We start from the raw sequence: 26,474 nt of genomic DNA on the forward strand, positions 1-26,474 counted from the left end.
GCCACCTCCGGTGAGGAGCTTCGACGAATGACGTCAGCATCCGATCAATCCCATCCCACCGCCGCGGTACGATTGGAGACCGCGCTCGCGCGCGCGAGCTCATCGGGTGCCGAGAGTACCTTCACCGCCTTGTTCGCTGAGAGCGCCCGCTGCGAGGCTGAAGCTGCCGATCGGCGCGCTGTCGCCGGGACCACACGCGGCCCGCTCGACGGTCGCATTGTCTCGGTCAAGGCACTCTTCGACGTCGCAGGCTCCGTAACGAGCTCGGGGTCCGCTGTACTACGCGCCTTGCCCCCTGCCGCCGAAGACGCCCTGGTCGTGAAGCGCTTGCGCGCCGCGGGAGCCGTGATCATCGGCAAGACCCAGATGACCGAGTTTGCCTTCTCCGCGCTGGGCACGAACCCGAACGATGGGGTGCCGGGCAACCCCCGGGACCGCCGCCGCGCTCCGGGAGGGTCATCATCGGGGGCTGTTGTCTCAGTGATCGACGGCATGGCGGACATCGCCATTGGCAGTGACACGGGAGGGTCGATCCGAATTCCAGCGGCGCTGTCGGGCGCAACCGGCTTCAAGCCGACCGGCGGGTTCGTGCCGACCGCCGGCGCGTTCTCGTTGTCGTCCAGCCTCGATACCATTGGGCCGATCGCCTCGAGCGTCGCGGACTGCTTCGTCGCCGATCAGGTGCTGTCGGGTGGAGACGTGGTGCCGCGGCCGCAGGCTGCCTCTCCCTACACCTTTCGTCTCACGGTTGCTCGCGGACGCCTGTTTGACGGCTGCGAGCCGGAAGTGCTTGGCGCATTCGAGAATGCCGTAAAGCAGCTTCGATCAGGTGGCTTGCAGATCGAAGATGGATCGATCGAACCTGCTCTCGATCGCATTGCCGAGATCGACAGGATCGGCACTTTTCCGTCGATCGAGGTCGGCTCTACGCTGCGCAGTCTCGGGGTATCGAGGCTGGATGGGGTCGATCCGAAAACCCGGGTTCGCATCGAGGCGGGCGCCGGCATCCTCGCCGTCGATTACGTGCGCATGGTGCGGCTCCGGCACGCCGCCATCCAGGCTTTTGAACAGTCCTTCGGCAATGATGAGATTTTCATTCTGCCAACGACGCCAATCCGTGCGCCGCTTCTGTCGGCGGTCACGGAGGATAGCGCCTTCCACAAATTCAACGGACTGGTGCTTCGCAATCCCCGCATCGCCAACATGCTCGATTGCCCGTCGATCTCGATGCCGTTGCCGGTCGACGGCCTGCCCGTCGGCCTGATGCTGATCGGCCGCAGGAATGCCGACCGGCGCCTGCTGGAGATCGCGGCTAGCGTGGAAGCGATGCTGCGTGGTCATTCGCATGCCGTTTAGGAGTTTCGCGCGAAAAGACAGCCGCATCTGGTTGAATACGGAGGCTCTGCACAAGCGCAGCTGAAGCTGTAGCTTGCCGATTGTCGGCATAGGGTATGGGCGCCGAAGCAGGGCGCTTCTGCTGCCGTGGCCCAATCGTGGGTTTTGCGATGCGGCAAACCTACGCCGCCGATAGCCGCGATATCGTGCGTCAATCAGCCGATTGCGCTATGGTTGCGATGTTGCGGTGCCGCCGACGGTTGGAAAGGAGCAGTGATGGCCGTATCGACCGCGTTCATCGCAGATCGTCTGTTCGACGCCAAGCACCTGGTTCTTGCAAGCGGTGACCTTGACGAGGTGGTCGAGGGATGCAGCAGGATGCTGCGGCCGCACGATCTGGCCATGCGAGGGCGGCGCGCGAAGCTGGCCGCGCGCTTGCACCATCTGCCGATAGGGCCGATTTCGCTCAACCGGTTGCGCTATGGGGGCGATGTCACCGTGGTGCCCGAATTGTCGGAGGAGGGAAATTTCCTCGTCACGCTGCCGGTCCAGGGCAGTGCGCAGTTTCGCTACGGCTCGGCGGTCGCCGACGTGACACCGGGGCGCGGTACGATTGTAGGGCCATACCGGGAATTCCGCCTCGACATTGAAGGTGCCTTTGACCAGATATTGCTGCGGCTGGATCGTCGGCGGGTAGAGGTCGTTTGTGCCAGTCTGCTGGGCTCGGACAAAGCCATGCCAGTTCATTTCGACCTCACGCTGCGCGAGATGCCCGCGTTCTGGCACAAGCTCGAGGCCGCGGCCGGCCTGTCAACGTTCGGCGAGGCGTTGGCGTATCCGAAGATGTTCGTGCAACTTGAGGAGCTGATCGTCGAGTCGCTCCTCGTGGCGCAGCCCAACAATTTCAGCGGCGCGATCGCTGCGGCGAACGGGGCAGCGCCGTCGGCGCAGGTGCGCAAGGCGATGGACTATATGCGCCAGCACATCGCCGATGCGGTTAGCCTGGGGCAGGTCGCACGGCATTGCGGGCTCAGCCTGCGCAGCCTCCAGGCCGGATTCCAGCGCGATCTCGGGACCTCACCGAGCCGATGGCTGCGCGCGCAACGGCTCGACCGGGTGCACGCCATCCTGTTGTCATCTGAACCCGGCAGTGTTGCGGTGACCGAGGTCGCGCTGCAATGCGGCTTCTTCCACCTCGGCGATTTCTCGGCGCGGTTCAAGGAACGGTTCGGCGAGAAGCCGTCCGCCGTGCTGGCAAAACACCGCTCGTAGCGCCGCGCGTCCACGAAATTTTCGCGATTCCGATAATCGTCTTCGCGCGCGCGATAGCGCCGCGCCACCCTCTGTCCAACAATCCGGCCAACGAAACCTGCCGCCGCCATCCGGTGATGAGAGCAGGAAGCTGTGGATCGGAGGGGACATGTTTTCTGAACGGATATTGACCAAAGGATTGACCGTCGGTCTGACGATGGCTTGCACGCAAGCTTCTGCGTTCGAGGCCGGCTATATCGGCTCGGCGCAGAAGCCGGGCCTCGTGCTCGGAAATGCCGCGATCACGCCGCCGGCCGGCCTCTACATGTTCGACCAGGCGGTAGCCTATTCGGGATCGATCGTCGGTCCGGGCGCGCCGACCGCCGCGGGCGGCGGCAAGACCTCCGTTCACATCGCGGCCGGGGCTGCAGGATTGCTCTGGGTGCCCGGATGGACGGTGTTCGGCGCAAGCTACGATGCTGTCATCGTGCAACCGTTCATGATGCTAGACGTCGGCTCGCCGGTGAACGTCAATCCGCTCGGGATGCATAATACGTTCCTGGCGCCGGCGGAGCTGAGCTGGAAACTCGGCGACAGCGGTGTGTACGTCAAGACGGGCTTCGGCATGTGGATGCCGACCGGTACCACCGCGGGCCCGAACGGGCTCGGAGATGTAGGCGCGCCCTGGTGGACGTTCCAGCCGAACCTCGTGGTCTCGTATTTCAAGGACGGCTGGAATCTTACGGCCAACGTCTTCGAGGAAATCAACACCGCGAGCTCGGTGACCGGTTACACCAGCGGCAACGTGCTGCATGCCGAATTCACTGCGACCAAGACCATCGGCAACTGGACGTTCGGTCCGGTCGCCTACTATGTCGGACAGGTGAGCGACGACAAGTCCAGTGCGTTCTATGGCGGGGCGGTCAACCTCAAGCGTTACGACATCTGGGCCGCCGGCGCGCTGGTCGGATACAATTTCGGTCCCGCCGCGTTGAGCCTGTGGGCGACGCACGAACTGTCGGCCAACGTTTCCGGAGGGACGGCGGTGCCCGGCATCGACAGCGCGGCCGTCTCGCGCGGTTTCACGGTGTTCGCCAACCTGAGCTACCGTCTGTGGGCGCCCGATGCTCCGGCCGCTGCGCCGACGCGTACATCGTTTCGCAAATAGCAGCATTCGCGCCGGCGCAGCGCTTGACACAGCGCTACGTGGGCGTCCGATCGCACATATTGGAGAACATTGATGTCCTACGCAGTTGAAAATTGGGGTGGTGGAGGGGATCGGATCGTCCTTGTTCACGGCAGTCTTGGCGTCGGCGCCGCCGCATTCGGCGAGCAGAAACCGCTGGCCGAGAGCTTCGCCCTCGCCGTCATGACGCGCCGCGGCTACGGCGACACCCCACCGATCGATGCGGTGGATGTCCTGTGCGACGCGGCTGATGTCGTCGAGTTGCTTGGCGACGGCGCGCATCTGGTCGGCACGTCGATGGGAGGGATCGTTGCGATGAACGCCGCGGGCCGGCGTCCCGACCTCGTGCGTTCGCTCACGGTCATCGAGCCGCCGGCCTTTGCGCTGGCGTCGGATCTCGCCCCGGTCCGCCGCGTAGCGGAGGCGATGCGCAAGCATTGGGCCACCGCCGATCGGACGAAACGCCACGCATTCGTGACCGGCTTCCTGGCAGCGCTCGAGATGAACATGCCGATGCCCGATCCGCTTCCCCCGCCGGTTAACGCCGCGGCCGGCGTCCTCGTCACCGAGCGTCCCTGGAGCGTTGATGTGCCGGTCGGCGCGGTCGCCGACGCGGGCTTCCCGAAGCTCGTCATCACCGGCGGCTGGAGCGAAGCCTTTGACGGCATCAGCGGGCGGCTCGCCGACCTGTTCAACGTCGAATGCCACTGCCTGCAAGGTGCCGGTCACGCGGTCCAGAAGGTTGGCGAGCCCTTCAATGCGTTGCTGCGGCGGCACATCGCCTCCGCCTGAGTCCATTCATTCAAGAACCGAAACCAAAGGGAGACTATCGATGACCATCACGACCGAAGACAAGATCGACATCCAGGAACTCACCGCGCGGACCTATATCGGGCTCGACAGCGAGGACGCCGGCGGCTTCGCTTCCGGCTTTGCCGACGACGGCGTCTTCGTCGCCCCCTACGGCGAATTCGTCGGCCCCGCCGCGGTGAAGGAATTCATCACCAAGCATATCGCCGCCGGCAAGGAAGACGGCGTGCGGCATTTCCTCACCAACCACGTCGTAGATCCTCACGAGGACGGCGCACGCTATCGCTTCTACATCACTAAGATGAACATCGCGATCGGGCCGGTCGCGATCGCAACTGCGGGCGGCGATTGCATTGTCAGGCGCATGGCGGACGGCTGGCGCTTCAAACGCTTCCAGTTGACGATCGATCCGGCGATGTTCGGTGAAGCCAAGCCGGTCGTAGCGCCAGTCGCCAAGAGCATGTGACACTTTGTCAGGGCTTGCTCGGCGGATTGCCGATCGCGCGTCTCTATTCGCGCTAATGGACGGACCTGTGGACGGCTGGCTGAAAACGGCGAAGGCCCGTCTTGCCGAGTGTCGAACGACGATTTCGGATCAAGGGCTTGAAGGTGGTCTGGGTGACGCGGTGCGCAATATCGTCGCCGAAGCCACCTATGAGACCTATGCGCCGACGATCGATGCCGAACGAACATTATCCGATCGATGCAGTTGCAGAAGTTCGATGGACCGAATTGGATTCGGTTTGACCCAGCTATCGAGCGGACATCGGCAGAGTGATGCTTCCTGCCGATGACATAACAGGCCGCCATCATTCTTTGTGAGAGCCTTTGAGAAGTCGCGAAGGTCGTTTCTGGTGCGAAATTGGTACGGTCGTTGTGGACGATAAACGCGCAATCAATGTATGACTTGGCTTCATCGTACCTCCTTTGATTATCTGAAAAGCGTATCCCCGCCGTTGTCTCGCATGATCGAGGTTGCTCCGTGGGGGACGTTGCAGGCTGTGCTTCGTCGAGGGGCCTTGAGCTAGAGCCTGGCAGCGCCCGATGGCTGATGGTCGCATGGTCGCGGCTCAGCACGCTTGGCTCGGCCGACTCTCCAAAGTCCTCGCCGTGCTTGCCGTGTCGATCATGTCGCTGCTTCTCACTGCTTAATCCGGGCACAAATCAGTTGCCGAAGCTCATCATAGGTGCCAGATTTTGGGACTGTGCGAACTTGTCCGATGGACAGAGATCAGACTGTTGCCGCATCCAAAACCTCGCCATGCTAAGGAAGCCAGCGTATGAGCACGACACGGCCCACCATCATCTACACGCTGACCGATGAAGCCCCGGCGCTGGCGACGGTCGCGTTCTTGCCCATCGTGCGGGCATTTGCGACTGCGGCCGGGATCAACGTCGCTACCAGCGACATTTCGGTAGCAGCCAGGATCCTCGGTGAATTTCCCGAATTCCTGACCGAAGGGCAGCGTGTGCCCGACAACCTGGCCGAGTTGGGCCGGCTGACGCTGCTACCCGGCACCAACATTATCAAGCTGCCAAATATCAGCGCCTCGGTGGCGCAGCTGATGGCGGCGATCAAGGAGCTCAAGGGGAAGGGCTACAACATCCCGGACTATCCCGAGAACCCCACGTCGGACGAGCAGAAGGCGATCCGGGCGCGTTACGCCAAATGCATTGGCAGCGCGGTGAATCCGGTGCTGCGCGAGGGCAATTCCGATCGCCGCGCGCCGCTGGCGGTGAAAAACTATGCGCGCAAGAATCCGCACTCCATGGCCGAATGGAGCCAGGCCTCGCGTTCGCACGTCTCACACATGCACCATGGCGACTTCTACCACGGCGAAAAATCCATGACGCTGGACAAGGCGCGTGACGTGAAGATGGAGCTGATTACCAAGAGTGGAAAGACGATCGTGCTCAAGCCCAAGGTGGCGCTGCAGGACCGCGAGGTGATCGACTCGATGTTCATGAGCAAGAAGGCGCTCCTGGAATTCTACGAGGAACAGATCGAGGACGCGCACAAGACTGGTGTGATGTTCTCGCTGCACGTCAAGGCCACCATGATGAAGGTGTCTCACCCAATCGTGTTCGGCCACTGCGTGAAGATCTTCTATCGCGATGCCTTCGCCAAGCACGGCCAATTGTTCGACGAGATAGGCGTGAACGTCAACAACGGTATGGTCGACTTGTACAACAAGATCGCGAGCCTGCCAGAGAGCAAGCAGGACGAGATCAAGCGCGACCTGCACGCGTGCCATGAGCATCGGCCCGAGTTGGCGATGGTCGACTCGACCAAGGGCATCACCAATTTCCATTCTCCCAATGACGTCATCGTCGACGCATCCATGCCGGCCATGATCCGCAACGGCGGCAAGATGTGGGGGGCCGACGGCCGCCTGAAGGACGTCAAGGCCGTAATGCCGGAAAGCACCTTCGCCCGGATCTATCAGGAGATGATCAACTTCTGCAAATGGCACGGTGCATTCGATCCGAAGACCATGGGCACCGTGCCAAACGTTGGTCTGATGGCTCAGCAGGCCGAGGAATACGGCTCGCACGACAAGACATTTGAGATCGCCGAGGACGGCGTGGCCAACATCACCGATCTTGCCACCGGCGAAGTGCTGCTCAGCCAGAACGTCGAGCAAGGTGACATCTGGCGGATGTGCCAGGTCAAGGACGCCGCGATCCGGGACTGGGTCAAGCTCGCCGTCAACCGTGCCCGCAACTCCGGTATGCCGGTCCTGTTCTGGCTCGACCCGTACCGTCCGCACGAGGCGCAGCTCATCACGAAGGTCAAGATGTACCTGCACGAGCACGACACCACTGGCCTCGACATTCAGATCATGAGCCAGGTGCGCGCCATGCGCTATACATTGGAGCGGGTCGTTCGTGGCCTCGACACGATCAGTGCCACCGGCAACATCCTGCGCGACTATCTGACCGACCTGTTCCCCATCATGGAGCTGGGCACCTCGGCCAAGATGCTGTCCATCGTTCCGCTCATGGCCGGTGGTGGCATGTACGAAACCGGCGCTGGCGGCTCTGCGCCCAAGCACGTGCAGCAACTGGCTGAGGAGAACCACCTCCGTTGGGATTCGCTGGGTGAATTTTTGGCTCTGGCCGTCTCCCTCGAAGACCTTGGCCTGAAGACCGGCAATCAGCAGGCGAAGCTGTTGGCCAGAACGCTCGATGCCGCGACCGGCAAGCTGCTGGACAACAGGAAGTCGCCATCGCCGCGGACTGGCGAATTGGACAATCGGGGCAGCCAGTTTTACCTCGCGATGTACTGGGCACAGGAGCTTGCTGCTCAGTCGGAGGATCCCGCGCTGCAGGCGCTGTTCGCCCCGCTGGCTGCGGCGCTCGCCCGCAACGAGGAGAAGATTGTCGCTGAGCTTGCGGCGGTCCAGGCCAACCCCGCGGACATCGGCGGCTATTACCTGCCTGATCCAAAGAAATGCGAAGCCGTGATGCGCCCGAGCGCTACGTTCAACGCAACACTTGCGCAAATGGGAAACTCGTAGGGGGCTGCGGGGGGGCAGCTGACCCTTAATCAGCGGGTCCCAGGTTGGAGCCCTGTTGCGCCCATCGAGCTTTCAGAGCTTAGATTTGCTCTCGTAACGGCCGCACCGGCCGCCAGCCGCGTCGATTCCGACGCCGGCTGCGCGCTTGTTGAATCCTCCCAACCGTCTCCTGATCGTCGATCGCAACTGCATGCGCGTGCGTTTTGCATCGGCCGGCAAGCCGTCCCGCTGACCGGTCGAAGGCCGTGACGCGCAGTCCCGCGGCTGCTTTTGCATGCCCTGGTCGCGCGCGATCGCTCGTTCGACCCCGGGGTGCATCCTCACGGCATTCACGACGGATCTGCGAACGCCGTGTGACCGAGCGGTTGGCGGAAAGCGGGGGTGCCTTGCAGCCGGGGACGGTTGACAGGGAGGCGCGCCCACTTTAATCACCCGGCTAACTAATTAATCAATTAATTAAGGCAAAACCCTAGGGAAAGAATCCGCCTGATGCCGGCCGGCCAAAGAGAACCGAAGCTGCTTGCCCCGCGTGGTCGCGGCTTCGTTCGGCTGGAAATCCACCCGCGCATCGGCTCCGTGCGGACCGGTCTCGAACAGGCCAAGCGCGGCTTCGTCCAGCATGCCGCAAGTTTTGCCGCGCGTGCAAAGACCACCGCGATCATCACCGGCACAACCCGCGCCGATCCCTGCTGCCAGATCCTGCACACAAGTCCGCGCGCGCAGGCCGCGGCGCGTTGCGCGCCTGGCCGTGACGTCGCGGATCGCCGCCTTCCGCGCGCGAAGCAGAGCTGGTTTCGTTCACCCGTAGCAAACATGAGGAGTGAGACGTAAACGATGGGACGTCGATCTGAGGTACTGATGGCGCAAGACAGCGCCGGCACGGACAACCGTCGCGTGATCCAGGTGGTGTCGCGCGCATTCGACATCGTGCGTTGCTTCGAAGGTCGAAGCATACGCCTGGGCAATCGCGAAATCGCCGATCGCTGTGGTCTTCCGCGATCCACGGTCTCCCGTCTCACGCTGACGCTCACCCAGATCGGCCAGTTAATCTACCTGCCGCAGGAGCAGAAATATGCTCTGGGTCCGCACGCCGCCGCGCCCGGCGCGCCGTTGTTGGCGGAGAGCCGCGACAAGCCCGCATTCGAAACGGCGCAACCGTCCATGCTGATCAACTCGCGCTATTTCGACGACCAGCGCAACCCGGTTGCCGGACCGCTCGCGGTGACACCGCAGCGCTGACGCCTCGGCTTGCTCCGAGGCAGGCAACTGCGGAAAATGGTCGGGACCATCGGCACGGGCCCATTACAACGAGACATCCAAAGCAAAGGGAAACGCATGTCTGAAGCATACATCATTGACGCGGTTCGCACGCCGCGCGGCGTTGGCAAGCCGGGCAAAGGGGCGCTGTCGCACCTGCACCCGCAGAAACTGGCAGCAACGGTGCTCGCCGCGCTCAAGGAGCGCAACAAGCTCGATACGTCGACCGTCGATGACATCATCTGGTCGACGTCGACCCAGGAAGGCAAGCAGGGCGGCGATCTCGGACGCATGTCGGCGCTCGCGGCCGGCTACGACATCAACGCCAGCGGCACGACGCTGGATCGCTTCTGCGGCGGCGGCATCACGTCGGTGAATCTCGCGGCAGCCTCTGTGATGTCGGGGATGGAGGATTGCGTCATCGCCGGCGGCACCGAGATGATGAGCTACCAGCAGGTCCTCGCCGCCGAGCGCTCCAAGGCCGGCCAGCCGGCGCGGATGATGGGCTCGGGCAATCCGGCGCTTGACGAGCTTCATCCGCAGTCGCACCAGGGCGTGTGCGGCGACGCCATCGCCACGCGCGAAGGAATCAGCCGGGAGGCCTGCGATGCGCTGGCGCTGACGAGCCAGCAGCGCGCCAAGCGGGCGATCGATGAAGGCCGCTTCGCCAAGTCGGTGATCCCCGTTCTCAACGACGACGGCAGCGTCGCCCTCGGTCGTGAGGAATTCCCGCGCCCCGAGACCACCGCCGAAGGGCTGGCGTCGCTGAAGCCCAGCTTCGAGCAGCTTGCCGATTTCGATCTCGGCAACGGCGTGACCTTCAAGAAGCAGATCCAGCGCCGCTATCCGGGCCTTGAGTGGAAGGGTGTGCATCATGCCGGCAACAGCTCGGGCGTGGTGGACGGCGCCGCCGCGGTGCTGATCACGTCGAAGGAATATGCCGAGAAGCACGGCCTCAAGCCGCGCGGCCGCATCGTCGCCTATGCCAACCAGGGTGACGATCCGACCTTGATGCTCAACGCGCCGGTTCCGGCGGCCAAGAAGGTTCTCGCGAAGGCCGGCCTGACCAAGGACGACATCGACGTTTGGGAGATCAACGAGGCGTTCGCTGTTGTTGCCGAGAAGTTCATCCGTGACCTCGATCTCGATCGCGAGAAAGTCAACATCAACGGCGGCTCGATCGCGCTCGGCCACCCGATCGGCGCAACCGGATCGATCCTGATCGGCACCGCGCTCGACGAGCTCGAACGCAGCGGCGGTCGTTATGGTCTCGTCACTATGTGCGCCGCCGGCGGCATGGCGCCGGCCATCATCATCGAACGCATCTGATCGCGAAAGGACACTGCCATGAAACTCGATTCATCGGTCGCCGCCGTCGTCACCGGCGGCGCTTCCGGCCTCGGCGCGGCCACCTCGCGGGCGCTCGCAGCGCAAGGCGTGAAGGTCGCGATCTTCGACTTCAACGAAGAGAAGGGCGAAGCCATCGCCAGGGAAATCGGCGGTGTGTTCTGCAAGGTCGATGTCACCTCCGACGAGTTGGTCGATGCGGGCTTCGCCAAGGCCCGTGCGGCGCACGGCCAGGAGCGCATCCTGGTGAACTGCGCGGGCACCGGCAACGCGGTGAAGACCGCCGGCCGCGACAAGAAGACCGGCGAGCCCACGCACTTCCCGATCGATGCCTTCAACCGCATCATCCAGATCAACCTCGTCGGCACCTTCCGCTGCATAGCCAAGTCGGCGCAGGGCATGCTGTCGCTGTCTCCGCTCGAGCACGGCGAGCGCGGTGCGGTCGTGAATACCGCGTCCGTCGCGGCCGAGGACGGCCAGATGGGGCAGGCGGCTTATTCGGCTTCGAAGGCCGGCGTCGTCGGCATGACTTTGCCGATCGCGCGCGACCTGATGGCCGAAGGCATTCGCGTCAACACCATCCTGCCGGGCATCTTCAACACGCCGCTGCTGCAGGGGGCACCCGAGAACGTCAAGGCCGCGCTCAGCGCGTCGGTGCCGTTCCCGAAGCGTCTCGGCATGCCGGAGGAGTATGCGCAGCTGGCGCTGACCATGATCACCAACGGCTACTTCAACGGTGAAGACGTCCGCCTCGACGGCGCCATTCGCATGGCCCCGCGCTAGGCGATTCGGTACGGTAACAGGAGACGAAAGCGATGTCCGAAGAAACGCCGGTCCTCACTGAAGTCCGCGGACCGATACTGATCATCACCCTGAACCGGCCGGAAGCCAAGAATGCGGCCAACCTCGCGCTCTCCAAGGGCGTGGCCGCGGCGCTCGACCGGCTCGACGCCGATGATGCGCTGAGCGTCGGTATCATCACCGGCGCCGGCGGCACGTTTTGCTCGGGCATGGACCTCAAGGGGTTCCTGAAGGGCGAGCGGCCGTCGATCCCGGGCCGCGGTTTCGCCGGCCTCACCGAGGCGCCGCCGAAGAAGCCGCTGATCGCGGCCGTCGACGGCTACGCGCTCGCCGGCGGGATGGAGATCGCGCTGTCGTGCGACATGATCGTCGCCAACCGCAACGCCAAGTTCGGGATACCCGAGGTGAAGCGCGGGCTGGCGGCTGCGGCCGGCGGCCTGATCCGCATGCCGCGCCAGATGCCGATCCGTGTGGCGATGGAATTCGCATTGACCGGCGAATTCTTCGGCGCCGAGCGCGCTCACCAACTCGGCATCATCAACCGCGTGACCGATGGCCCGGCGCTCGAGGCCGCGCTTGAGCTTGCAGCCGCGATCGGCGCCAACGGCCCGCTCGCCGTGAAGGCGTCCAAGCAGGTGGTCGTCGAATCCCGGCTCTGGCCGGAAGACCAGATGTGGAAGAAGCAGCAGGAGATCGTCGGTCCTGTCTTCGTCTCCGAGGATGCCCGCGAGGGCGCTGCTGCCTTTGCCGAAAAGCGCGCGCCGAACTGGAAGGGCAAGTAAGGCTCGACTGTTTCGACGACGGAGCGCCGGTTTTGATTGCAGCAGAACCGGCGCTCGAATTTTTTGTACCGGTGCCTCGCCGTAGGCCGGCCGGTGTCCATGACAGCGCTATTGGGTGATTGATGCGCAGCTTTACCGAAGATCAGGTCATCTTCCGCGATTCCTATCGCAAGTTCCTCGCAAGCGAGATCACGCCCTTTATGGAGGAGTGGCGGGAGGCCGGCATCGTCGATCGCAGCGCGTTCAAGAAGGCCGGTGACCTCGGCTTCCTGATGATCTGGCCCGAGGAAAAATACGGCGGCATGGGCGATGAAGATTTCCGCTATGAGCAGATCATCATCGAGGAGACCGCGCGCTCCGGCTGCAAGGGCTGGTTCAACACGCTGCACAGCCGCCTGGTCGGATCCTATTTCAAGCGCTTCGGCACCGAGGAGCAGCGCGACCGCTTCCTGCCGAAATGCGTCAGCGGCGAGACCATCCTGGCGATCGCGATGACCGAGCCCGGTGCGGGCTCAGACCTCGCCGGCATGCGGACGACGGCTGAGGACAAGGGCGATCATTTCCTGCTCAACGGCTCGAAGACCTATATCTCCAACGGCATCAATTCAGACGTCGTGATCGTGGCGGCCAAGCTCGCAGGTGCCGAGAAGAAGCACGCCATGGTGCTTCTGATCGTCGAGCGCGGCATGGAAGGTTTCGAGCGCGGCCGCAATCTCAAGAAGATGGGCATGCCGGCGCAGGACACCGCAGAGCTGTTCTTCCAGAATGTGAAGGTGCCCAAGGCGAACGTGCTGGGAGAGCCGGGCAGGGGCTTCTACTACCTCATGGAAGGCCTTGCCGAGGAGCGGCTGATCTCCGCGGTCGGATCGATCGCCAACGGCCGCAAGGCGTTCGACATCACGCGCGATTACGTGATGGAGCGCAAGCTGTTCGGCAGGCCGCTCGCCGAGCAGCAGAACACCCAGTTCCGCATGGCCGAGATGGATGCCGAAATCGATCTCGTGCAGGTCTATGTCGATCACTGCGTGGCAGAGCACAATGCGGGACGCCTGACCAGCAACATGGGCGCCAAGGCCAAGATGATGTCGTCCGAAGTCGAGTGGAAGATGCTCGACCTCGGCGTGCAGCTGCACGGCGGCGCAGGATACATGGATGAATATCCGATCAGCCGCATGTTCACCGATGCGCGCGTCAATCGGATCCTGGCCGGAAGCTCCGAAGTGATGCGGCTGATCATCGGCCGCGACGTCTTCTCGGAGAACTACAAGAGCATTCTGGACTAGAAGGCCTTCGCTCCGCGTGTCAGCCGCGTACCTGCCGCAGCGGCTCGCGCACATGCTCCTTCGAGCGCATCAATGCATCGACGAAGATCGGCTCCCAGGACCGGATGTGGCTGCGCAGCAGAGTCGGCAGCGCGTCGGTCTCGCCGGCGAGCGCGAGTTCGATCAGCCGGTAGTGCTCGGGCACCGAGGCCTGCTGCCGCTCGTGACCGGCGCGTGAGCTGATGCCGTAGAGCCGCATCTTGTCGCGCAGGCCCATCACCATCTCGGTCAAGAGCTCGTTGCCGGCGGCGGCGATGAACTCGCAATGATAGGCGCGGTCGGCTTCCAGGTAGAGCTGCACGTCGTCGGTCTCGACGGCCCGCGCGATCTCATCGGCCCAGCGGCGTACGGTTGGTAGATCCTTAGGCGGATTGGCTGCGACCAGCACGGCGGCGTGCAGCTCCAGCACCTCGCGCATGTCGAACAAATTACGCAGCTCGGTCAGCGTCGGCTCCACCACCTTGAAGCCGCGGTTGCGCATCGGCTCGACCAGGCCGCCGCGGCTGAGCTCGAGCAGCGCCTCGCGCACCGGCGTCGAGGAGACGCCGAGGCTCGCGGCAAGACTCGGCACCGAATACATCGTGCCCGGAAGGCTCTGCCCGGAAATGATCTCGGCGCGCACCCGTTGCAGCACCTGTTCGCGCAAATTCTGGTCCATGGGAGGTCGCAGCCGCCTTCTCGTTGGGAACACCGATTCGTCCCTGATTATTACTTAGCCTTGACGGGAGCAGTAGCGTATGACGTAAATGTGTAACGCACTACAAAAATGCGTCATAGCCATGAGACGGCGGTGAAACAGCGGCTACCCGGCTATTGTACGCTTTGTCGCTCGCGCTGCGGTGCCGTCACCGTGGTGGAGGACGGGCGCCTCGTCGGCGTGGAGGTATTAAATGACCACCCGACCGGTGGCGCGCTCTGCGCCAAGGGCCGCGCCGCCCCCGAAATCGTCGGCAGCCCGCGCCGGCTGACTGTCCCGCTGAAGCGGACCCGGCCGCGCGATGCCACCGATCCCGGTTGGATCGAGGTATCCTGGGACGAGGCGCTGACCGAGATCGCCGAGCGGCTCGGCAGGATCCGCGCTGAGAGCGGCGCCGAGTCGGTGGCGTTCGGCGTCACGACGCCGAGCGGCACGCCGACGGTCGACAGCTTCGAGTGGGTCGAGCGCTTCATCCGCGGCTTCGGCAGCCCGAACCTGATCTATGCGGTCGAGATCTGCGGCTGGCACAAGGACTACGCGCACGCACTGACGTTCGGCCGCGGCATCGGCTTTCCCGATTACGACAATGCGGATGCGATCATCCTGTGGGGCCACAACCCCGCGCGCACCTGGTTGGCCCAGGCGACGCGGATCGCCGATGCGCGGCGCCGCGGCGCCAAGGTCGTCGTCGTCGATCCCAAGCCGAACGGCTCGGGCCAGCAGGCCGATCTCTGGCTGCGCATTCGTCCTGGTGCCGATGGCGCGCTTGCGATGGGCACGATCCGTCACCTCATTGCGACCGGCAGCTTCGATGCAGACTTCGTCGGCGCATGGACCAACGGGTCGCTGCTGGTCGACCGTACCACCGGGCGCTTCCTGCGCGCCGATGCGTTGTGGCCGGATGGCGCGCCTGATGCGTTCGTGCGTCTCGACGCGTCGGGCTCGCCGGTATCTTGCGATACGCGCTACGCAACGACGAGCGACGGCCAACTACGCGGTGCGCTGTCGATCCAGGCACGCGATGGGAGAATGATATCGGCAGCAACGGCGTTCGAACTGCTCGTCGAGCGCGCCGCGCCTTACACGCCGGAGCGCGTGGCGGAGCTGACCTGGCTTGATGTCGCCGATATCGACGCGTTCAACGCGCTGCTCGCGGCCCGGCCGCGGCTTGCCTATCATTCCTGGACCGGCGTCGGTCAGCACACCAACGCCACCGCGATCGAGCGTACGATCGCGACACTCTACGCGCTGACCGGCGCCTGCGATCGGCCCGGCGGCAATCGCTGGCCGGTGCCGCCGCCGACACGTCCTCTCAACGACTACAACATCCTGCCGCCGGAGCAGCAGGCCAAGGCGCTGGGCATTGCCGAACTGCCGCTCGGCCCGCCGGCGAAAGGCTGGATCACGGCGCGCGATTTCAGCCGGGCCGTGCTCGAGGGCGAGCCCTATCAAGTGCGTGCGCTGGTCGCCTTCGGCACCAACTTCGTCGTCTCGCAGGGCCATTCCGAGCGCAACAAGGCCGCGCTGAATGCGCTGGAATTCCAGGTTCATATCGACATGTTCATGAACCCGACCGCGGAGAGCGCCGATTTCGTGCTGCCGGCCAGCACGCCGTGGGAGCGCGACGCCCTCAAGATCGGGTTCGAGATCACGCAGGAGGCCGTCGAGACCGTGCAGTTTCGCCCGCGTATGGTCGATCCGATCGGTGAAGTGAAGGCAGACTACGAGATCGCCGCTGCGCTCGCACTGAAGCTCGGCATGGGCGACTTGTTCTTCGGCGGCGACATCAGGGCCGGCTGGAATTATCAGCTCGCGCCGCTCGGCATCGATGTCGAGGACCTGCGCGCGCATCCCGAAGGCCGCCGTTTTCCGCAGGCATTCCGTGACGAAAAATACGCCATCACGCGCGAGGACGGCACGGCGGCGGGCTTTGCGACACCGACGCGCCGGGTCGAGATTTATTCGGAGCTGATGCTGGGGCATGGGCATGACCCGTTGCCCGATCATGTCGAACCGGTCGGCAGCCCGCTCACGACAGCGGCGGACGAACGCTTTCCGCTGGTGCTCTCCACCGCCAAAAGCGGTTGGTACGTTCACTCCTCGCATCGGCACATCGCCTCATTGCGGCGCAAGTCACCGGACCCGGCCGTCGAGATCAACCCGCAGCTCGCCGCGCGGCGTGGGCTTGTGGAAGGCGACTGGGCCGTGGTCGAGACGCGAGGCGGTGCCGTGCGTCTGAAGGTGCGGCTCAACGCGGCGCTCGACGATCGTGTCGTCGTCGCCGAATTCGGTTGGTGGGAGGATTGTCCGCCGCTTGGTCGCGATCGTTCCGCGACGTCAGGAGTCCGCACCCGCAACATCAACGCGGTGTTGCACGACGATGCGCGCGATCCGGTCAGCGGCTCCGTCCCGCTGCGCGCGATCGTCTGCGAGATCAGACGCGATGCCGTGGCAAGCCGCGGCGTCTGGAGCGGCAAGCGCCGTTTCACGGTTGCCGCGCGCCGCGCCGAGGCCGATAACGTCATCGCCTTCAGCCTGCGGCCGCTTGACGGCGGCCCGCTGCCCGACGTCCTTCCGGGCCAACACGTGATGATCTCGCTGCCCGGCACAGCGGAAGCGCGGGCCTATTCTCTGACCGGATCGGGCGATCTGCCCGACGCGCTGTCGATTGCGGTGAAGGGGCGGTTCTTCAACGAGGTGCGGAGCGGCGACGCGCCGTTCTTCATGCCGGATCGCCTGCATGGTCTTGCGGTCGGGGACGAGGTGCTGCTGGAGCCTCCGGGCGGCATCTTCACGCCGCCATTGAAGGGGCCGCGGCCGCTGGTCTTCCTCGCTGCCGGCATCGGCATCACGCCGTTCATCAGTCATCTCGAAACGCTTCAACAGGTAGCACCGGAAGAACGCGCGCCGGAGATCCTGCTGCTCCATGGCTGCCGCAGCAATCGCGAGCATCCATTTGCGCAGCGGCTTGCGGAACTGGAAGCCAGCACGCCGGGGCTGAAACGCATGACGTTCTACTCCGCGCCGCTCGCGCAGGGCGAGGCCGCCTCGTTTTCGCTGCGCAAGGGGCGACTCGATCTCGAACAGGTCAAGCCGCTCGTGGCGCGACGGCCGCTCGTCTACATCTGCGGCTCACCGGATTTCGTTGCGGAGCAGATCGAGGCCGTGACGGCGCTCGGCGTGCCGCGCTTCGACATCTTTGCTGAAAGCTTCGTATCGCCGCCATCGGTGCCGGACAACCTCGCGCCGCGGACCATCCGGCTTGCGAGCAGCAAGCAGAGCTTTTCGTGGGGACCGGAGCAGGGGACGCTGCTCGATGCGGCAAGTGCTGCGGGTATCGCGCTGCCGAGCGGCTGTCGCGTCGGGCAATGCGAGAGCTGCGCGGTCGAGGTCGTCGATGGGGAGTTCACCCATCTCGGGCCCGTCGACGGCAGCGAGGGGCAATGCCTCACCTGCCAGGCCGTGCCGCTCACCGACCTTACACTCGCGCTTTGAATGACCAATCAAGATTGAAAACGAACCGCATCACCGGAAGGGGATCAGATTGATGACGAATGCAACGCATGACCAAACTGTGGGCTTACGAAAACCTGTCGCGGACAATATCATCGCGCGCTTTTCGCAGGCTCTGGTGGCGTTTGCGGAACGCTGGTTTCCGGATGCGTACGTCTTCGTCCTGATCGCGGTGATTGCGGTTGCCGCAGGTGCGATCCTGCATGGCGGTTCACCGCTCGCCGTCAGCCGCGCGTTCGGCGATGGCTTCTGGAATCTGATTCCCTTCACGATGCAGATGGCACTGGTCGCGATCGGCGGCTATGTCGTGGCGATGTCGCCGCCGATTGCGGCCGTGCTTGCGCGGCTCGCGAGCGTGCCGAGGACCGGGCGCGGCGCGGTGGTCTTCGTCGGCGTGCTCAGCATCTTTCTCTCGCTGCTGAACTGGGGCCTCAGCCTGATCTTCTCCGGTCTCCTGGTGCGGGAGATCGCGCGGCGCACCGACATTCGGCTCGACTATCGGGCGGCCGGCGCGGCCGGCTATCTCGGGCTCGGCTGCGGCTTCACCCTCGGCATCACGTCGTCAGCCGCGCAGCTCCAGGCCAATGCGGGCAGCATTCCGGCATCGCTTCTGCCGATCACCGGCGTGATCGGTTTCTCGGAAACCATCCTGACCTGGCAAAACATGGTCACGGTCGCGACGGTGACCGTCGTCTCTGCCGCGATCTGCTATTTCACGACGCCGGCGGCGGAGCAGGCGAAGACGGCGGAGGATCTCGGCGTTGCGCTCGACGATGACCGCATCGAGGTCAGGAAACCGGCCCGTCCGGGCGACTGGCTGGAGTTCAGCCCGCTGCTGACGATCCTGATCGCAGTCCTCGCCGCCGGCTGGCTATGGCAGACGTTCCAGTCGGGTAATCCGCTGATCACGCTGTCGGGGCTCAACACCTACAATTTCGTCTTCCTGATTCTCGGCATCGTGCTGCATTGGCGGCCGCGCAGCCTGGTCGAGTCGTTCTCGAAGGCGATGCCGAGCGTCTCCGGTGTGCTGTTGCAGTTTCCGTTCTATGCCGGCGTCGCGCAGATCCTGACCAAGGTGCCGAACAGCAGCGGCACCACACTGTCGGACACGATCGCGCACTGGTTCGTCGGCGCTTCCAGCAATTCAACCGTGTTCTCGTTCCTGGTCGGAATCTATTCGGCGCTGCTTGGTTTCTTCGTGCCGTCGGCCGGCGGCAAGTGGATCATCGAGGCGCCCTACATCATGAAGGCGGCCAACGATATCGGCGCGCATCTCGGCTGGACGGTGATGGTCTACAACATCGCCGAGACGCTGCCGAACTTCATCAATCCGTTCTGGATGCTGCCGCTGCTCGGCATTCTCGGCCTGAAGTCGAAGGACCTGATCGGCTACACGTCGGTGCAGTTCTTCATCCACTTCCCGATCGTGATGCTGCTGGCGGCGATCCTGATGGCGACCTTCACCTATCACCCGCCGATCCTGCCCTGAGCGATCATGACCGGGCAGCAGCACGCGCTGCCCGGCCAATATCCGCAAATTCGCCGGTTCGTACCCGCCGTCACCAAAACTGTGCTGCTTTTCCCGCCCGTCGCGAACGAGGCATCGCGCCGGCCCATCATCTTTGGTCAGTCATTTCATTGACCGCGACGCGGTTCGGCCGGATATTGATACGCGATATCCGCGTCGTTCAAGGTCACCGCAATGAGACATCCCCACCGCAGCCTGACGTGCGACATGCGAAGCCGCATGCAGCATCGCTGCGTCTCGGCGGCGACCGGCGTCTGTTGTTGATCGCTTAGAAAATCAAAGCACCCGACAATCAGACAGGAGCGCCGTCGTTCGGCGATCGAGCACGCATGTCCCACGCACAAGTCTCCAAGGTCCAAACGTCTCAAGCTTACGTCATCGAAGTATCGGATCGCACCGCCGGCATCGTTGTCAGCGATGCCGGCGGCTTCTGCTTCTTCTCCTCGGACCGCGCCTTTGACGGCCTCGACGGCGGCCATTTCGGCTCCGCACGCGCCGCGGAGCGCGCGGTGAGGGCGCACTTGCAGCGCCGCCAGGCGCGCGGTCAGCCATCATCGAATTCACGCAACATCTGAACGGCAACCTTTGAAAGGACTGTCATGACGACCAGACGTACCATTCTTGCAGCCGCACTGGCGCTGTCGGCATTCGTGGTCCTTCCGGCCAGGGCCGAGGACAAGCCGGCCGAGATCCGCATCGGCACGCAGAAGGGCGGCCTGTTTCCGGCCGTCCGCCAGCGTCACACGGTCGAGGACGCGTTCAAGCCGCTCGGCATCGAGGTGAAGTGGATCGACTTCCAGTTCGGCCCGCCGCTACTTGAGGCGATCAATGTCGGCAGCGTCGATTTTGGTTTCGTCGGCGATACGCCGCCGATCTTCGCACAGGCGGGCGCGGCCAAGATCGAGTATGTGGCGGCGGTGACGTCTGATGGCAGCAACCAGGCGATCATCGTGCCCGCGGACTCCCCGATCAGGACCCTCGCCGACCTCAAGGGCAAGCGCGTCGCGTTCGGCAAGGGCTCGAGCGCGCACAATCTGCTCGTCGCGGCGCTCGACAAGGCCGGCCTGTCCTGGAGCGATATCACGCCGACGCCGCTGGCGCCGGCGGACGCAACCGTCGCCTTCTCCCGAGGCATTGTCGACGCGTGGTCGATCTGGGACCCTTATCTGGCGCTGGCGGAGATCAAGGACAAGGTGCGCGTCATCGCCTTCGACAAGGACGTGCACAAGCCGAACGCATTCTACATCGCCGGATCGGACTTTGTTGCAAAGTATCCGTCCATCGTTGCGAAGCTCAACGCGATCTTCGCTGCTGAAGGAAAATGGGCTGCTGGCCACCGCGAGGAGGTGGCCCGTGCGCAGGCCGAGGCGACCGGCGTCGACATCGAGGCGATCAGGCGCTTCGTCGCGCGCTCGAACTACCAGGTGGTGCCGGTCGACGCCGAGATCGTCAGGAGCCAGCAGGCGATTGCCGACCGGTTCAAGGCGATCGGGCTGATCCCAAAGCCGGTCAACGTTTCCGATATCGTCTGGAAATGGACGCCCGGCTCCTGAGCCGTTTCGACGGCTCGGTCAGGAGGCCGCTGCGAGCGGCGGCGAGATCACTTGCGGTGCCTCACGCGCCTGCGTCGCCGCCGTCGCGAGCTCGAAACGGATGCCGGAGGCGGACTCGGAAGCCAGCGATTTCATGCGGGCCAGGATGTCCGAGATGTTGGACGCGCCGCCGTCGGCAGTCTGCAGGATCGAGGTCGCCTGCGCCGGGTTGGTGGCGGCCTGCTGCAGCGTCGTGATGTCGGAGGAGATACGGGTCGAGATCGCGAAGCCGGCGGCGTCGTCGGAAGCCGAGGTGACCAATCTCACCAGCGTCGACGTCGCTGCGATGACGGCGCAGCCTTCCACCTATCAGGCGCAGCTGACGGCGTCCTATTCGGCAATCGCCAGGATCCAGAGCATGAACCCGGCCAATTACCTGAAATAGCCGGGCCGCGGCGAACGGCTCAGCGGTTCAGGATCTTCAGCCAGACATCGCCGAGGACGATCGGCTCGCGCGGGGCGAGCCAGGTGAGGCCCGCCGCCTTGCCGAGCTCGGCGATGGTGCCCTTGGATTGCAGGTCGGACAGCACCTTGTTGACAGCCTCCAGCAGCGCCTTGTCGGTTTCGAGCGCAACGTAACCGCGATTGGCGCCGATCGGATAATAATAGCCCGAAGCGGTGATCCTGGTGTCCGGACGGCTGGCGCGGTAGGCGTCGAAGCGGCGGAGGTCGAGCAGCGTTGCGTCGAATTCGCCGTGCTCGAGCTCTCCCAGCAGGTCGCTGCGGCCGGGCACGAGGTGGGTGATGTCTTCGATCAGCTTGCCCTTGCCGAAGGTCATCAGAATGGCATCGCCCAACGTGCCGCTTTCGATCGTCAGGCGAAGGCCGGAGAGGTCGCCGATATCGGTGATCTTTTTGTCTTTGGCTTTGGGACCGAGCACGACGGTCATCGGCGAATAGATGTAGGGCTGGCTCGGCACCAGGACGCCGATCGGGATCCGCCGGCGGCGATCGTCGCGGGTGGCGCCCTCGAAGTCCGGCAGCTTTGCCGTCGGGACGCCGGGTATCTTCAGCGAGTCCGTGGTGAGGGCGTAGCCGCCGACCAGCGAGCAGCGCCCGTCCGACAGCAACGCATTGGCTTCGAGCGCCGGGCTCGAATCTTCGTCGAGCTTGCTCTCGAACCACTGGATCTTGAGCGGCCGCCCGAGCCGTTCGGCGATCACTTGCGCGAGTGCCACATCGAAGCCGGCATCCGGCTTGCCGCGATGATGGGCCGACAGCGGCGGAAGATCCTCGTCGAGGCAAACCTTGAGCGGCTCGTCGGCGGCATGCGCTGCCGCCGATATGGCGAGGAGCAGGGCGGTCGCGGCGGCCGCCAGCCGGGCCCTCATGGGGTCCTCCGGCTCGACACGAAGGCCCAGACGTCGGCGATCTCCTGCTCGCTCAGGATGTCGGTCCAGGGCGGCATCTTGCCGTTCTTCCCTTGCTTCACGGTGGTCACGAAGCGCGTCTTGTCGTCGGGAAACCCGCGCAGGTCCGGCGTGATGGTGCCGGAGTTGACCATGTTGGGCCCATGGCAATGCGAGCAGTTCTTGGCGTAGGTCATCTTGCCCTGGTCGGTCTGACCCGGGAGGTCGAGTGCACTGGATTGCTGTGCGGCAGCCGGGATCAGCGTGATCAAGGCCGCCGCGACGGCGGCGAAGACCGCCGCCGTCAACAGGGTTACTCTTTCAGTCACGTGTGCTCCGCGCTCAATTCTTGACCGCGAAAACCCACAGCGATCCGCCGGGTGGCACCTTGGCAAGCCGCTCGTCGCCGGAGAACAGCGAATAGACGCCGCCATAGCCCGAGGTGACGGCGACATACTGCACGCCGTCCTGCTGCCAGGTGATGGGTTGTCCTTCGATGCCCGAGCCGGTCTGGAACTGCCAGAGCTTCTTGCCGGTGTCGGCGTCGAACGCCTCGAATTCGCCGGTCAACTGACCGGAGAACACCACGCCACCAGCCGTGGAGAGCACGCCGGAGAAGCGCGGAATGTCGCTCGGCGCTTCCCACTTCGCCTTGCCGGTCATCGGATCGATCGCCTTGAGATGGCCGCGCGGTCCGGTGCCCCATTCCCAGGGATCGGTGAGGTCCATGCCGAGATACCATTCGCCCTGCTTGAACGTCACCGGCTCGGCCTTGTACTTGCCGCCGAACGCGAGCGTGTTGGCATAGGCGAGGCCGGTCTGCGGATTGAACGACATCGGCTCCCAGTTCTTGCCGCCGAGGATCGACGGGTAGACCGTGACCTTCTTGCCGTCGCGCGCATCCTTGGCGACGTCGGTCTCGATCGGGCGTCCGGTCTTCAGGTCTACTCCGGTGGCCCAGTTGACGTTCACATAGGGATTGGCCGCGAGCAGCTTCCCGTTGGTGCGATCGAGCACGTAGAAGAAGCCGTTGCGGTTGGCGTCCATCAGCACCTTGGTCGGCTTGCCCTCGACATTCATGTCGGCGAGCACCATCTCGGCCACCGAGTCATAGTCGAACGGATTGTTCGGCGAGAATTGGTAGTGCCACTTGATCTTGCCGGTCTTCGGATCGAGCGCGAGCACCGAGCAGGTGTAGAGGTTGTCGCCGGGACGCACCGCCGAGTTGAACGGTCCGGGATTGCCGATGCCCCAATAGACCGTGTTCAGTTCGGCATCATAGGAGCCGGTGATCCAGGTCGATCCGCCGCCGAGCTTCCAGGTGTCGCCCTTCCAGGTGTCGCCACCGGGCTCGTCCGGAGTCGGGATCGAATAGGTCCGCCAGAGCTTCTTGCCGGTGGCGGGATCCCAGCCGTCGATGAAGCCGCGGGTGCCGAATTCGGCGCCCGAGATGCCGGTGATCACGACGCCGTCGGCGACCAGCGGCGCCACCGTCATCGAGTAGCCTTCCTTGATGTCAGCAGCCTTCTGGCGCCACAGCTCCTTGCCGGTCTTGGCATCGAGCGCGATCACATTGGCGTCGAGGGTGGTACGGAACACCTTGCCGTCATACAGCGCGGCGCCGCGATTGATGATGCCGCAGCAGACGATACGCGGCGTTTCGGCGGGATATTCGACCTTGGTCTTCCAGATCTGCTTGCCGGTCTTGGCGTCGACCGCAATCGTGGCGTTGTGCGTGGTGACGTAAAGGACGCCCTGGTAGACGAGCGGCTGCGATTCCTCGCTGCGGTCGTCGTTGAGGCTGTAATTCCAGACCGGCACCAGATTCTTGATGGTGTCCTTGTTGATCTGGTTCAGCGTCGAGAAACGCTGAAGGTTGTAACCCATTCCATAATTGAGAACGTTCGATGTGTCGGTGGCACCCTTGACCAACTGATCGGTGGTCTGGGCGCTTGCACCGTATGATGCAAGAATCACGAGGCTTGCGGCCAGCGCAATGCGTCTCATCCTATCCTCCCAATGAACCTTTTCTGCACGCCTATTCCTGACGTTGCGAACGGAACCATCGGCCTGAAACCAAAACGGGTCAATACGAAAACGTGAACGAACCCCAGCCAACCGCACAAGCCCTGTTGGGCGGGTAAAGTTTTCGCTGATGCGTCCGTAGCTTACCGTCTCGTGGAATACGCAACGCCAGCGCCGCTCGCCGCTATATCGCAGCGCGAACGGTTCGGTCAGCTCGAGGGCGCATGCGGACAGGCACTCGGACGCGGCTTGGTACCGCGCTTGTCGGGCGGCACATTGCAATTGTCGATGCGCTGCTCGTCGGTCCATTTGCGTCCGAGCCGCTCCTTCCCGGTGAGCGTGCGCTGCTGAATCGCCCCTTCCGAGGCGCCGAGGGGCCTGTTCTGCGCGGACACGGGCGCGATCAGGCCGAGCGCAACAAGGCAGCCCAACGTGGTCCTGCAAACATCGCTCATGGTCACCTCGCGCGTTGCGGTGCAATGCAATCGGCAGAACGCCACAGATGATCCGTGGGGTCGATCCGTTACCACCCGAAACCCGACAGGCTCTCGCCGCTCAGACCAGCTGCAGGAAGGGTCGCCTGACTGCTATGATGGGCATCGATCGCAGGGCGCGCTCCGCAACCTCGGCGGAGCGGCACTCAAGGGAGACCAACGATGATTTCTCGCCGTTCACTTGCTTTGACTTTGACCATGGCCGTCCTGTCAGGTCCCGTCTTGGCGGCATCCAGCGGTCGCAACGCGCTCAAGCTGCTCGACCCCGACAACGACGGTACCGTCGATCTTGCCGAAGCCAAGAAGGCCGCCGCCGATCTGTTCGCGAAGCTCGATCCTGATCACGACGGCACACTCGACCTGCGCGAATTGCGCGGTCGGCTTACCGCGAAAGAACTCGCCGCCGCGGATCCCGATCATGACGGCACCCTGACGCTCGACGAGTATCTTGCGGTGGTCGAGCAGCGCTTCAAGGCCGCCGATCCCGACAACGACGGAACGCTGGATGCGAAAGAGCTGAAATCGCGCGCCGGCCGGGCACTGCTGCGCTTGCTCAAATAGGCGCGTGCCGGCGAATTTGGCCGGGCGATTCCGGAGACTGACGCCGGATGCCGCGCATAACAAAAAAAGTTGCGATTTCGCTCTTGGGCAAGACTCGGCCGGCGCAATCGGGTCTGCTTATCCGTGCGTCGCTGCCCGGCAGCCGGAAAATGCCTGACAGAACAGTGTCGGAATTTCCCAGCCGTTTCAAATCCGGGCAGACGTCAGCGAGCCGTCGTCCGTTTCGGCATGTCCAGCAGCGAAGTCGGGCCTTTACCAGCCCTGCTTGCGCCCTGGAAAAGCCAGCCCTAGCTTGCCGCGCGGCGCGAGGCTTGCGCCAACTTATACTTGGGAGAAGGAAATGGCCTGGAAAACACCGAAGATCGTCGAAGTGCCGGTGGGCATGGAAATCAACATGTACGCCTGCGCGGCGCGCAAGTAATCCAAGACAAGTAACGTGAGACAGCTTGCCCGGTTCGTGCAGCTTGCTGCATCGAGCCGGGCAGGTGTCTTCCGCGGCCGCGATGCTGCCGGGCGCATAGCTTCCCTCGCATCCTCTCCAAAAAGACCTTGAGATTGACACCGCCTGCGCGATTTGCGGGCTGCATCGGTCTGTCTTGCAGTTACGCTCAAGGCGGCGGCCCGGCGACCACGAATCTCGAAATCAAGCGAGCGCGTTCGGGGGCGTGGTGTGCGCGGCGATCGCTGCCGCCCAGTGCCTACGCCGAGGTCGGTGCGGGTGAATTCCGGAGTCGGACCACCGGGCGCTCCGCCAGGGCAGGTTCCTGTCCTTTCACGGGGCTGTGAAACCCTCATTTGGCCGACTACGTATTTCGTCGTGGTATCTATTTCATGAGCACGCTTAGGGATCGCGCATGAACCCGATTGATCTGATCGTCACTGTATGTGCCGTGCTGTCGCCCGCCACCTGCGAGGAGCAGCATCTGGTGTTCAACTGGAATGGTTCGCTGCAGCAATGCGCCGTGGCCGCGCCGCCTTACATCGCGCAATGGGTCGGCGAACATCCGAAATGGACCGCGGTCCGTTGGCGTTGCGAATATCCGCACACCAATGATCGCGCCGGCACCGACGGCAAACCGTCCGCGGGCTAGAGCGTGATGAGA

25 protein-coding genes and 3 pseudogenes are annotated in these 26,474 nt (G+C 63.9%); 21 read left to right on the forward strand and 7 right to left on the reverse strand.

Annotated features, from left to right (window positions below; translation table 11 throughout):
* Positions 1 to 27 precede the first annotated feature (27 nt).
* The 13 genes and pseudogenes from H8A92_RS10845 (at position 28) to H8A92_RS10905 (ending at position 13,573) form a co-directional block, all read left to right on the forward strand.
* Positions 28 to 1,356, forward strand: a complete 1,329-nt coding sequence (locus tag H8A92_RS10845) for an amidase family protein (protein ID WP_229195795.1) — start codon at positions 28 to 30, stop codon at positions 1,354 to 1,356.
* A gap of 255 nt (positions 1,357 to 1,611) precedes the next feature.
* Positions 1,612 to 2,607 (forward strand): AraC family transcriptional regulator, encoded by a 996-nt coding sequence (locus H8A92_RS10850; protein ID WP_229195796.1) that lies wholly within the window; start codon positions 1,612 to 1,614, stop codon positions 2,605 to 2,607.
* A 196-nt stretch (positions 2,608 to 2,803) separates the two neighbouring features.
* A complete protein-coding gene (locus H8A92_RS10855) occupies positions 2,804 to 3,754 on the forward strand; it encodes a SphA family protein (protein WP_229195797.1) in 951 nt (316 codons plus the stop codon).
* A gap of 72 nt (positions 3,755 to 3,826) precedes the next feature.
* Entirely contained in the window at positions 3,827 to 4,564 is a 738-nt protein-coding gene (locus H8A92_RS10860; RefSeq protein WP_229195798.1) for an alpha/beta fold hydrolase, read from the forward strand.
* A gap of 40 nt (positions 4,565 to 4,604) precedes the next feature.
* Entirely contained in the window at positions 4,605 to 5,048 is a 444-nt protein-coding gene (locus H8A92_RS10865) for a nuclear transport factor 2 family protein (RefSeq protein ID WP_229195799.1), read from the forward strand.
* A gap of 67 nt (positions 5,049 to 5,115) precedes the next feature.
* Positions 5,116 to 5,376 carry a hypothetical protein gene (locus H8A92_RS10870; RefSeq protein WP_229195800.1) on the forward strand — a complete coding sequence of 87 codons (261 nt, stop codon included), beginning with the start codon at positions 5,116 to 5,118 and terminating at the stop codon, positions 5,374 to 5,376.
* A 486-nt stretch (positions 5,377 to 5,862) separates the two neighbouring features.
* A complete protein-coding gene (locus tag H8A92_RS10875) occupies positions 5,863 to 8,103 on the forward strand; it encodes an NADP-dependent isocitrate dehydrogenase (RefSeq protein ID WP_229195801.1) in 2,241 nt (746 codons plus the stop codon).
* Positions 8,104 to 8,592: 489 nt separating this feature from the next.
* On the forward strand, positions 8,593 to 8,934 hold the full coding sequence (locus tag H8A92_RS10880; RefSeq protein ID WP_229195802.1) for a hypothetical protein: 342 nt from the start codon (positions 8,593 to 8,595) through the stop codon (positions 8,932 to 8,934).
* A gap of 3 nt (positions 8,935 to 8,937) precedes the next feature.
* A pseudogene (locus tag H8A92_RS10885) lies at positions 8,938 to 9,201 on the forward strand (helix-turn-helix domain-containing protein); the annotation flags it as partial.
* A gap of 237 nt (positions 9,202 to 9,438) precedes the next feature.
* Positions 9,439 to 10,689: an acetyl-CoA C-acetyltransferase gene (locus H8A92_RS10890; protein WP_229195803.1), complete on the forward strand. Its 1,251-nt coding sequence runs from the start codon at positions 9,439 to 9,441 to the stop codon at positions 10,687 to 10,689.
* 18 nt (positions 10,690 to 10,707) lie between these two features.
* On the forward strand, positions 10,708 to 11,490 hold the full coding sequence (locus tag H8A92_RS10895) for an SDR family NAD(P)-dependent oxidoreductase (RefSeq protein ID WP_229195804.1): 783 nt from the start codon (positions 10,708 to 10,710) through the stop codon (positions 11,488 to 11,490).
* Between the two features lie 32 nt (positions 11,491 to 11,522).
* Positions 11,523 to 12,290: a crotonase/enoyl-CoA hydratase family protein gene (locus tag H8A92_RS10900; protein WP_229195805.1), complete on the forward strand. Its 768-nt coding sequence runs from the start codon at positions 11,523 to 11,525 to the stop codon at positions 12,288 to 12,290.
* Between the two features lie 122 nt (positions 12,291 to 12,412).
* Complete coding sequence (locus H8A92_RS10905; RefSeq protein WP_229195806.1) at positions 12,413 to 13,573, forward strand: acyl-CoA dehydrogenase family protein; 1,161 nt, start codon at positions 12,413 to 12,415, stop codon at positions 13,571 to 13,573.
* 19 nt (positions 13,574 to 13,592) lie between these two features.
* Here H8A92_RS10905 and H8A92_RS10910 read toward each other — a convergent pair whose 3' ends face one another.
* Positions 13,593 to 14,270: a GntR family transcriptional regulator gene (locus H8A92_RS10910; RefSeq protein ID WP_229195807.1), complete on the reverse strand. Its 678-nt coding sequence runs from the start codon at positions 14,268 to 14,270 to the stop codon at positions 13,593 to 13,595.
* A 132-nt stretch (positions 14,271 to 14,402) separates the two neighbouring features.
* Between H8A92_RS10910 and H8A92_RS10915 the strand changes: the two genes are divergently transcribed.
* From H8A92_RS10915 to H8A92_RS10925, 3 genes are read left to right on the forward strand one after another with little or no spacing between them, the layout of a single operon-like run.
* On the forward strand, positions 14,403 to 17,804 hold the full coding sequence (locus H8A92_RS10915; protein WP_229195808.1) for a molybdopterin-dependent oxidoreductase: 3,402 nt from the start codon (positions 14,403 to 14,405) through the stop codon (positions 17,802 to 17,804).
* 52 nt (positions 17,805 to 17,856) lie between these two features.
* Positions 17,857 to 19,311: a short-chain fatty acid transporter gene (locus tag H8A92_RS10920; RefSeq protein WP_233285387.1), complete on the forward strand. Its 1,455-nt coding sequence runs from the start codon at positions 17,857 to 17,859 to the stop codon at positions 19,309 to 19,311.
* Between the two features lie 6 nt (positions 19,312 to 19,317).
* A complete protein-coding gene (locus H8A92_RS10925; protein WP_229195810.1) occupies positions 19,318 to 19,464 on the forward strand; it encodes a hypothetical protein in 147 nt (48 codons plus the stop codon).
* Here H8A92_RS10925 and H8A92_RS40975 read toward each other — a convergent pair.
* On the reverse strand, positions 19,458 to 19,829 hold the full coding sequence (locus tag H8A92_RS40975) for a hypothetical protein (RefSeq protein WP_229195819.1): 372 nt from the start codon (positions 19,827 to 19,829) through the stop codon (positions 19,458 to 19,460). The two genes, H8A92_RS10925 and H8A92_RS40975, sit on opposite strands and share 7 nt — an antisense overlap.
* A 120-nt stretch (positions 19,830 to 19,949) precedes the next feature.
* Here H8A92_RS40975 and H8A92_RS10935 point away from each other — a divergent pair, with 120 nt between their 5' ends.
* Positions 19,950 to 20,903 carry an aliphatic sulfonate ABC transporter substrate-binding protein gene (locus H8A92_RS10935; RefSeq protein ID WP_229195811.1) on the forward strand — a complete coding sequence of 318 codons (954 nt, stop codon included), beginning with the start codon at positions 19,950 to 19,952 and terminating at the stop codon, positions 20,901 to 20,903.
* Positions 20,904 to 20,969: 66 nt separating this feature from the next.
* Here the strand turns inward: H8A92_RS10935 and H8A92_RS10940 are convergent.
* Positions 20,970 to 21,200, reverse strand: a pseudogene (locus tag H8A92_RS10940) (flagellin); the annotation flags it as partial.
* Here H8A92_RS10940 and flgL point away from each other — a divergent pair.
* Positions 21,196 to 21,327, forward strand: a pseudogene (gene flgL, locus H8A92_RS10945) (flagellin); the annotation flags it as partial. The pseudogenes H8A92_RS10940 and flgL sit on opposite strands and share 5 nt — an antisense overlap.
* Positions 21,328 to 21,346: 19 nt before the next feature.
* Here the strand turns inward: flgL and H8A92_RS10950 are convergent.
* From H8A92_RS10950 to H8A92_RS10965, 4 genes are all read right to left on the reverse strand, one after another.
* Positions 21,347 to 22,273 carry a substrate-binding periplasmic protein gene (locus H8A92_RS10950; protein ID WP_229195812.1) on the reverse strand — a complete coding sequence of 309 codons (927 nt, stop codon included), beginning with the start codon at positions 22,271 to 22,273 and terminating at the stop codon, positions 21,347 to 21,349.
* Entirely contained in the window at positions 22,270 to 22,563 is a 294-nt protein-coding gene (locus H8A92_RS10955) for a c-type cytochrome (RefSeq protein WP_420831306.1), read from the reverse strand. The genes H8A92_RS10950 and H8A92_RS10955 overlap by 4 nt, the downstream gene beginning before the upstream one ends.
* Positions 22,564 to 22,633: 70 nt before the next feature.
* Positions 22,634 to 24,298, reverse strand: coding sequence for a methanol/ethanol family PQQ-dependent dehydrogenase (locus H8A92_RS10960; protein WP_229195813.1), 1,665 nt, complete (start codon positions 24,296 to 24,298; stop codon positions 22,634 to 22,636).
* 227 nt (positions 24,299 to 24,525) lie between these two features.
* Positions 24,526 to 24,771, reverse strand: a complete 246-nt coding sequence (locus tag H8A92_RS10965; RefSeq protein ID WP_229195814.1) for a hypothetical protein — start codon at positions 24,769 to 24,771, stop codon at positions 24,526 to 24,528.
* A 201-nt stretch (positions 24,772 to 24,972) separates the two neighbouring features.
* On the opposite strand from H8A92_RS10965, the gene H8A92_RS10970 reads away from it, so the two are divergent.
* The 3 genes from H8A92_RS10970 (at position 24,973) to H8A92_RS10980 (ending at position 26,462) form a co-directional block, all read left to right on the forward strand.
* A complete protein-coding gene (locus H8A92_RS10970) occupies positions 24,973 to 25,371 on the forward strand; it encodes an EF-hand domain-containing protein (RefSeq protein ID WP_229195815.1) in 399 nt (132 codons plus the stop codon).
* Positions 25,372 to 25,711: 340 nt separating this feature from the next.
* Positions 25,712 to 25,792 carry a pyrroloquinoline quinone precursor peptide PqqA gene (gene pqqA, locus H8A92_RS10975; protein WP_009031067.1) on the forward strand — a complete coding sequence of 27 codons (81 nt, stop codon included), beginning with the start codon at positions 25,712 to 25,714 and terminating at the stop codon, positions 25,790 to 25,792.
* Between the two features lie 433 nt (positions 25,793 to 26,225).
* The gene (locus tag H8A92_RS10980) at positions 26,226 to 26,462 is read left to right on the forward strand and encodes a hypothetical protein (RefSeq protein ID WP_229195816.1); all 237 of its coding nucleotides are present in this window, start codon (positions 26,226 to 26,228) and stop codon (positions 26,460 to 26,462) included.
* Positions 26,463 to 26,474: the final 12 nt, after the last annotated feature.

It is taken from the genome of Bradyrhizobium acaciae, assembly GCF_020889785.1.
Classification (GTDB): domain Bacteria; phylum Pseudomonadota; class Alphaproteobacteria; order Rhizobiales; family Xanthobacteraceae; genus Bradyrhizobium; species Bradyrhizobium acaciae.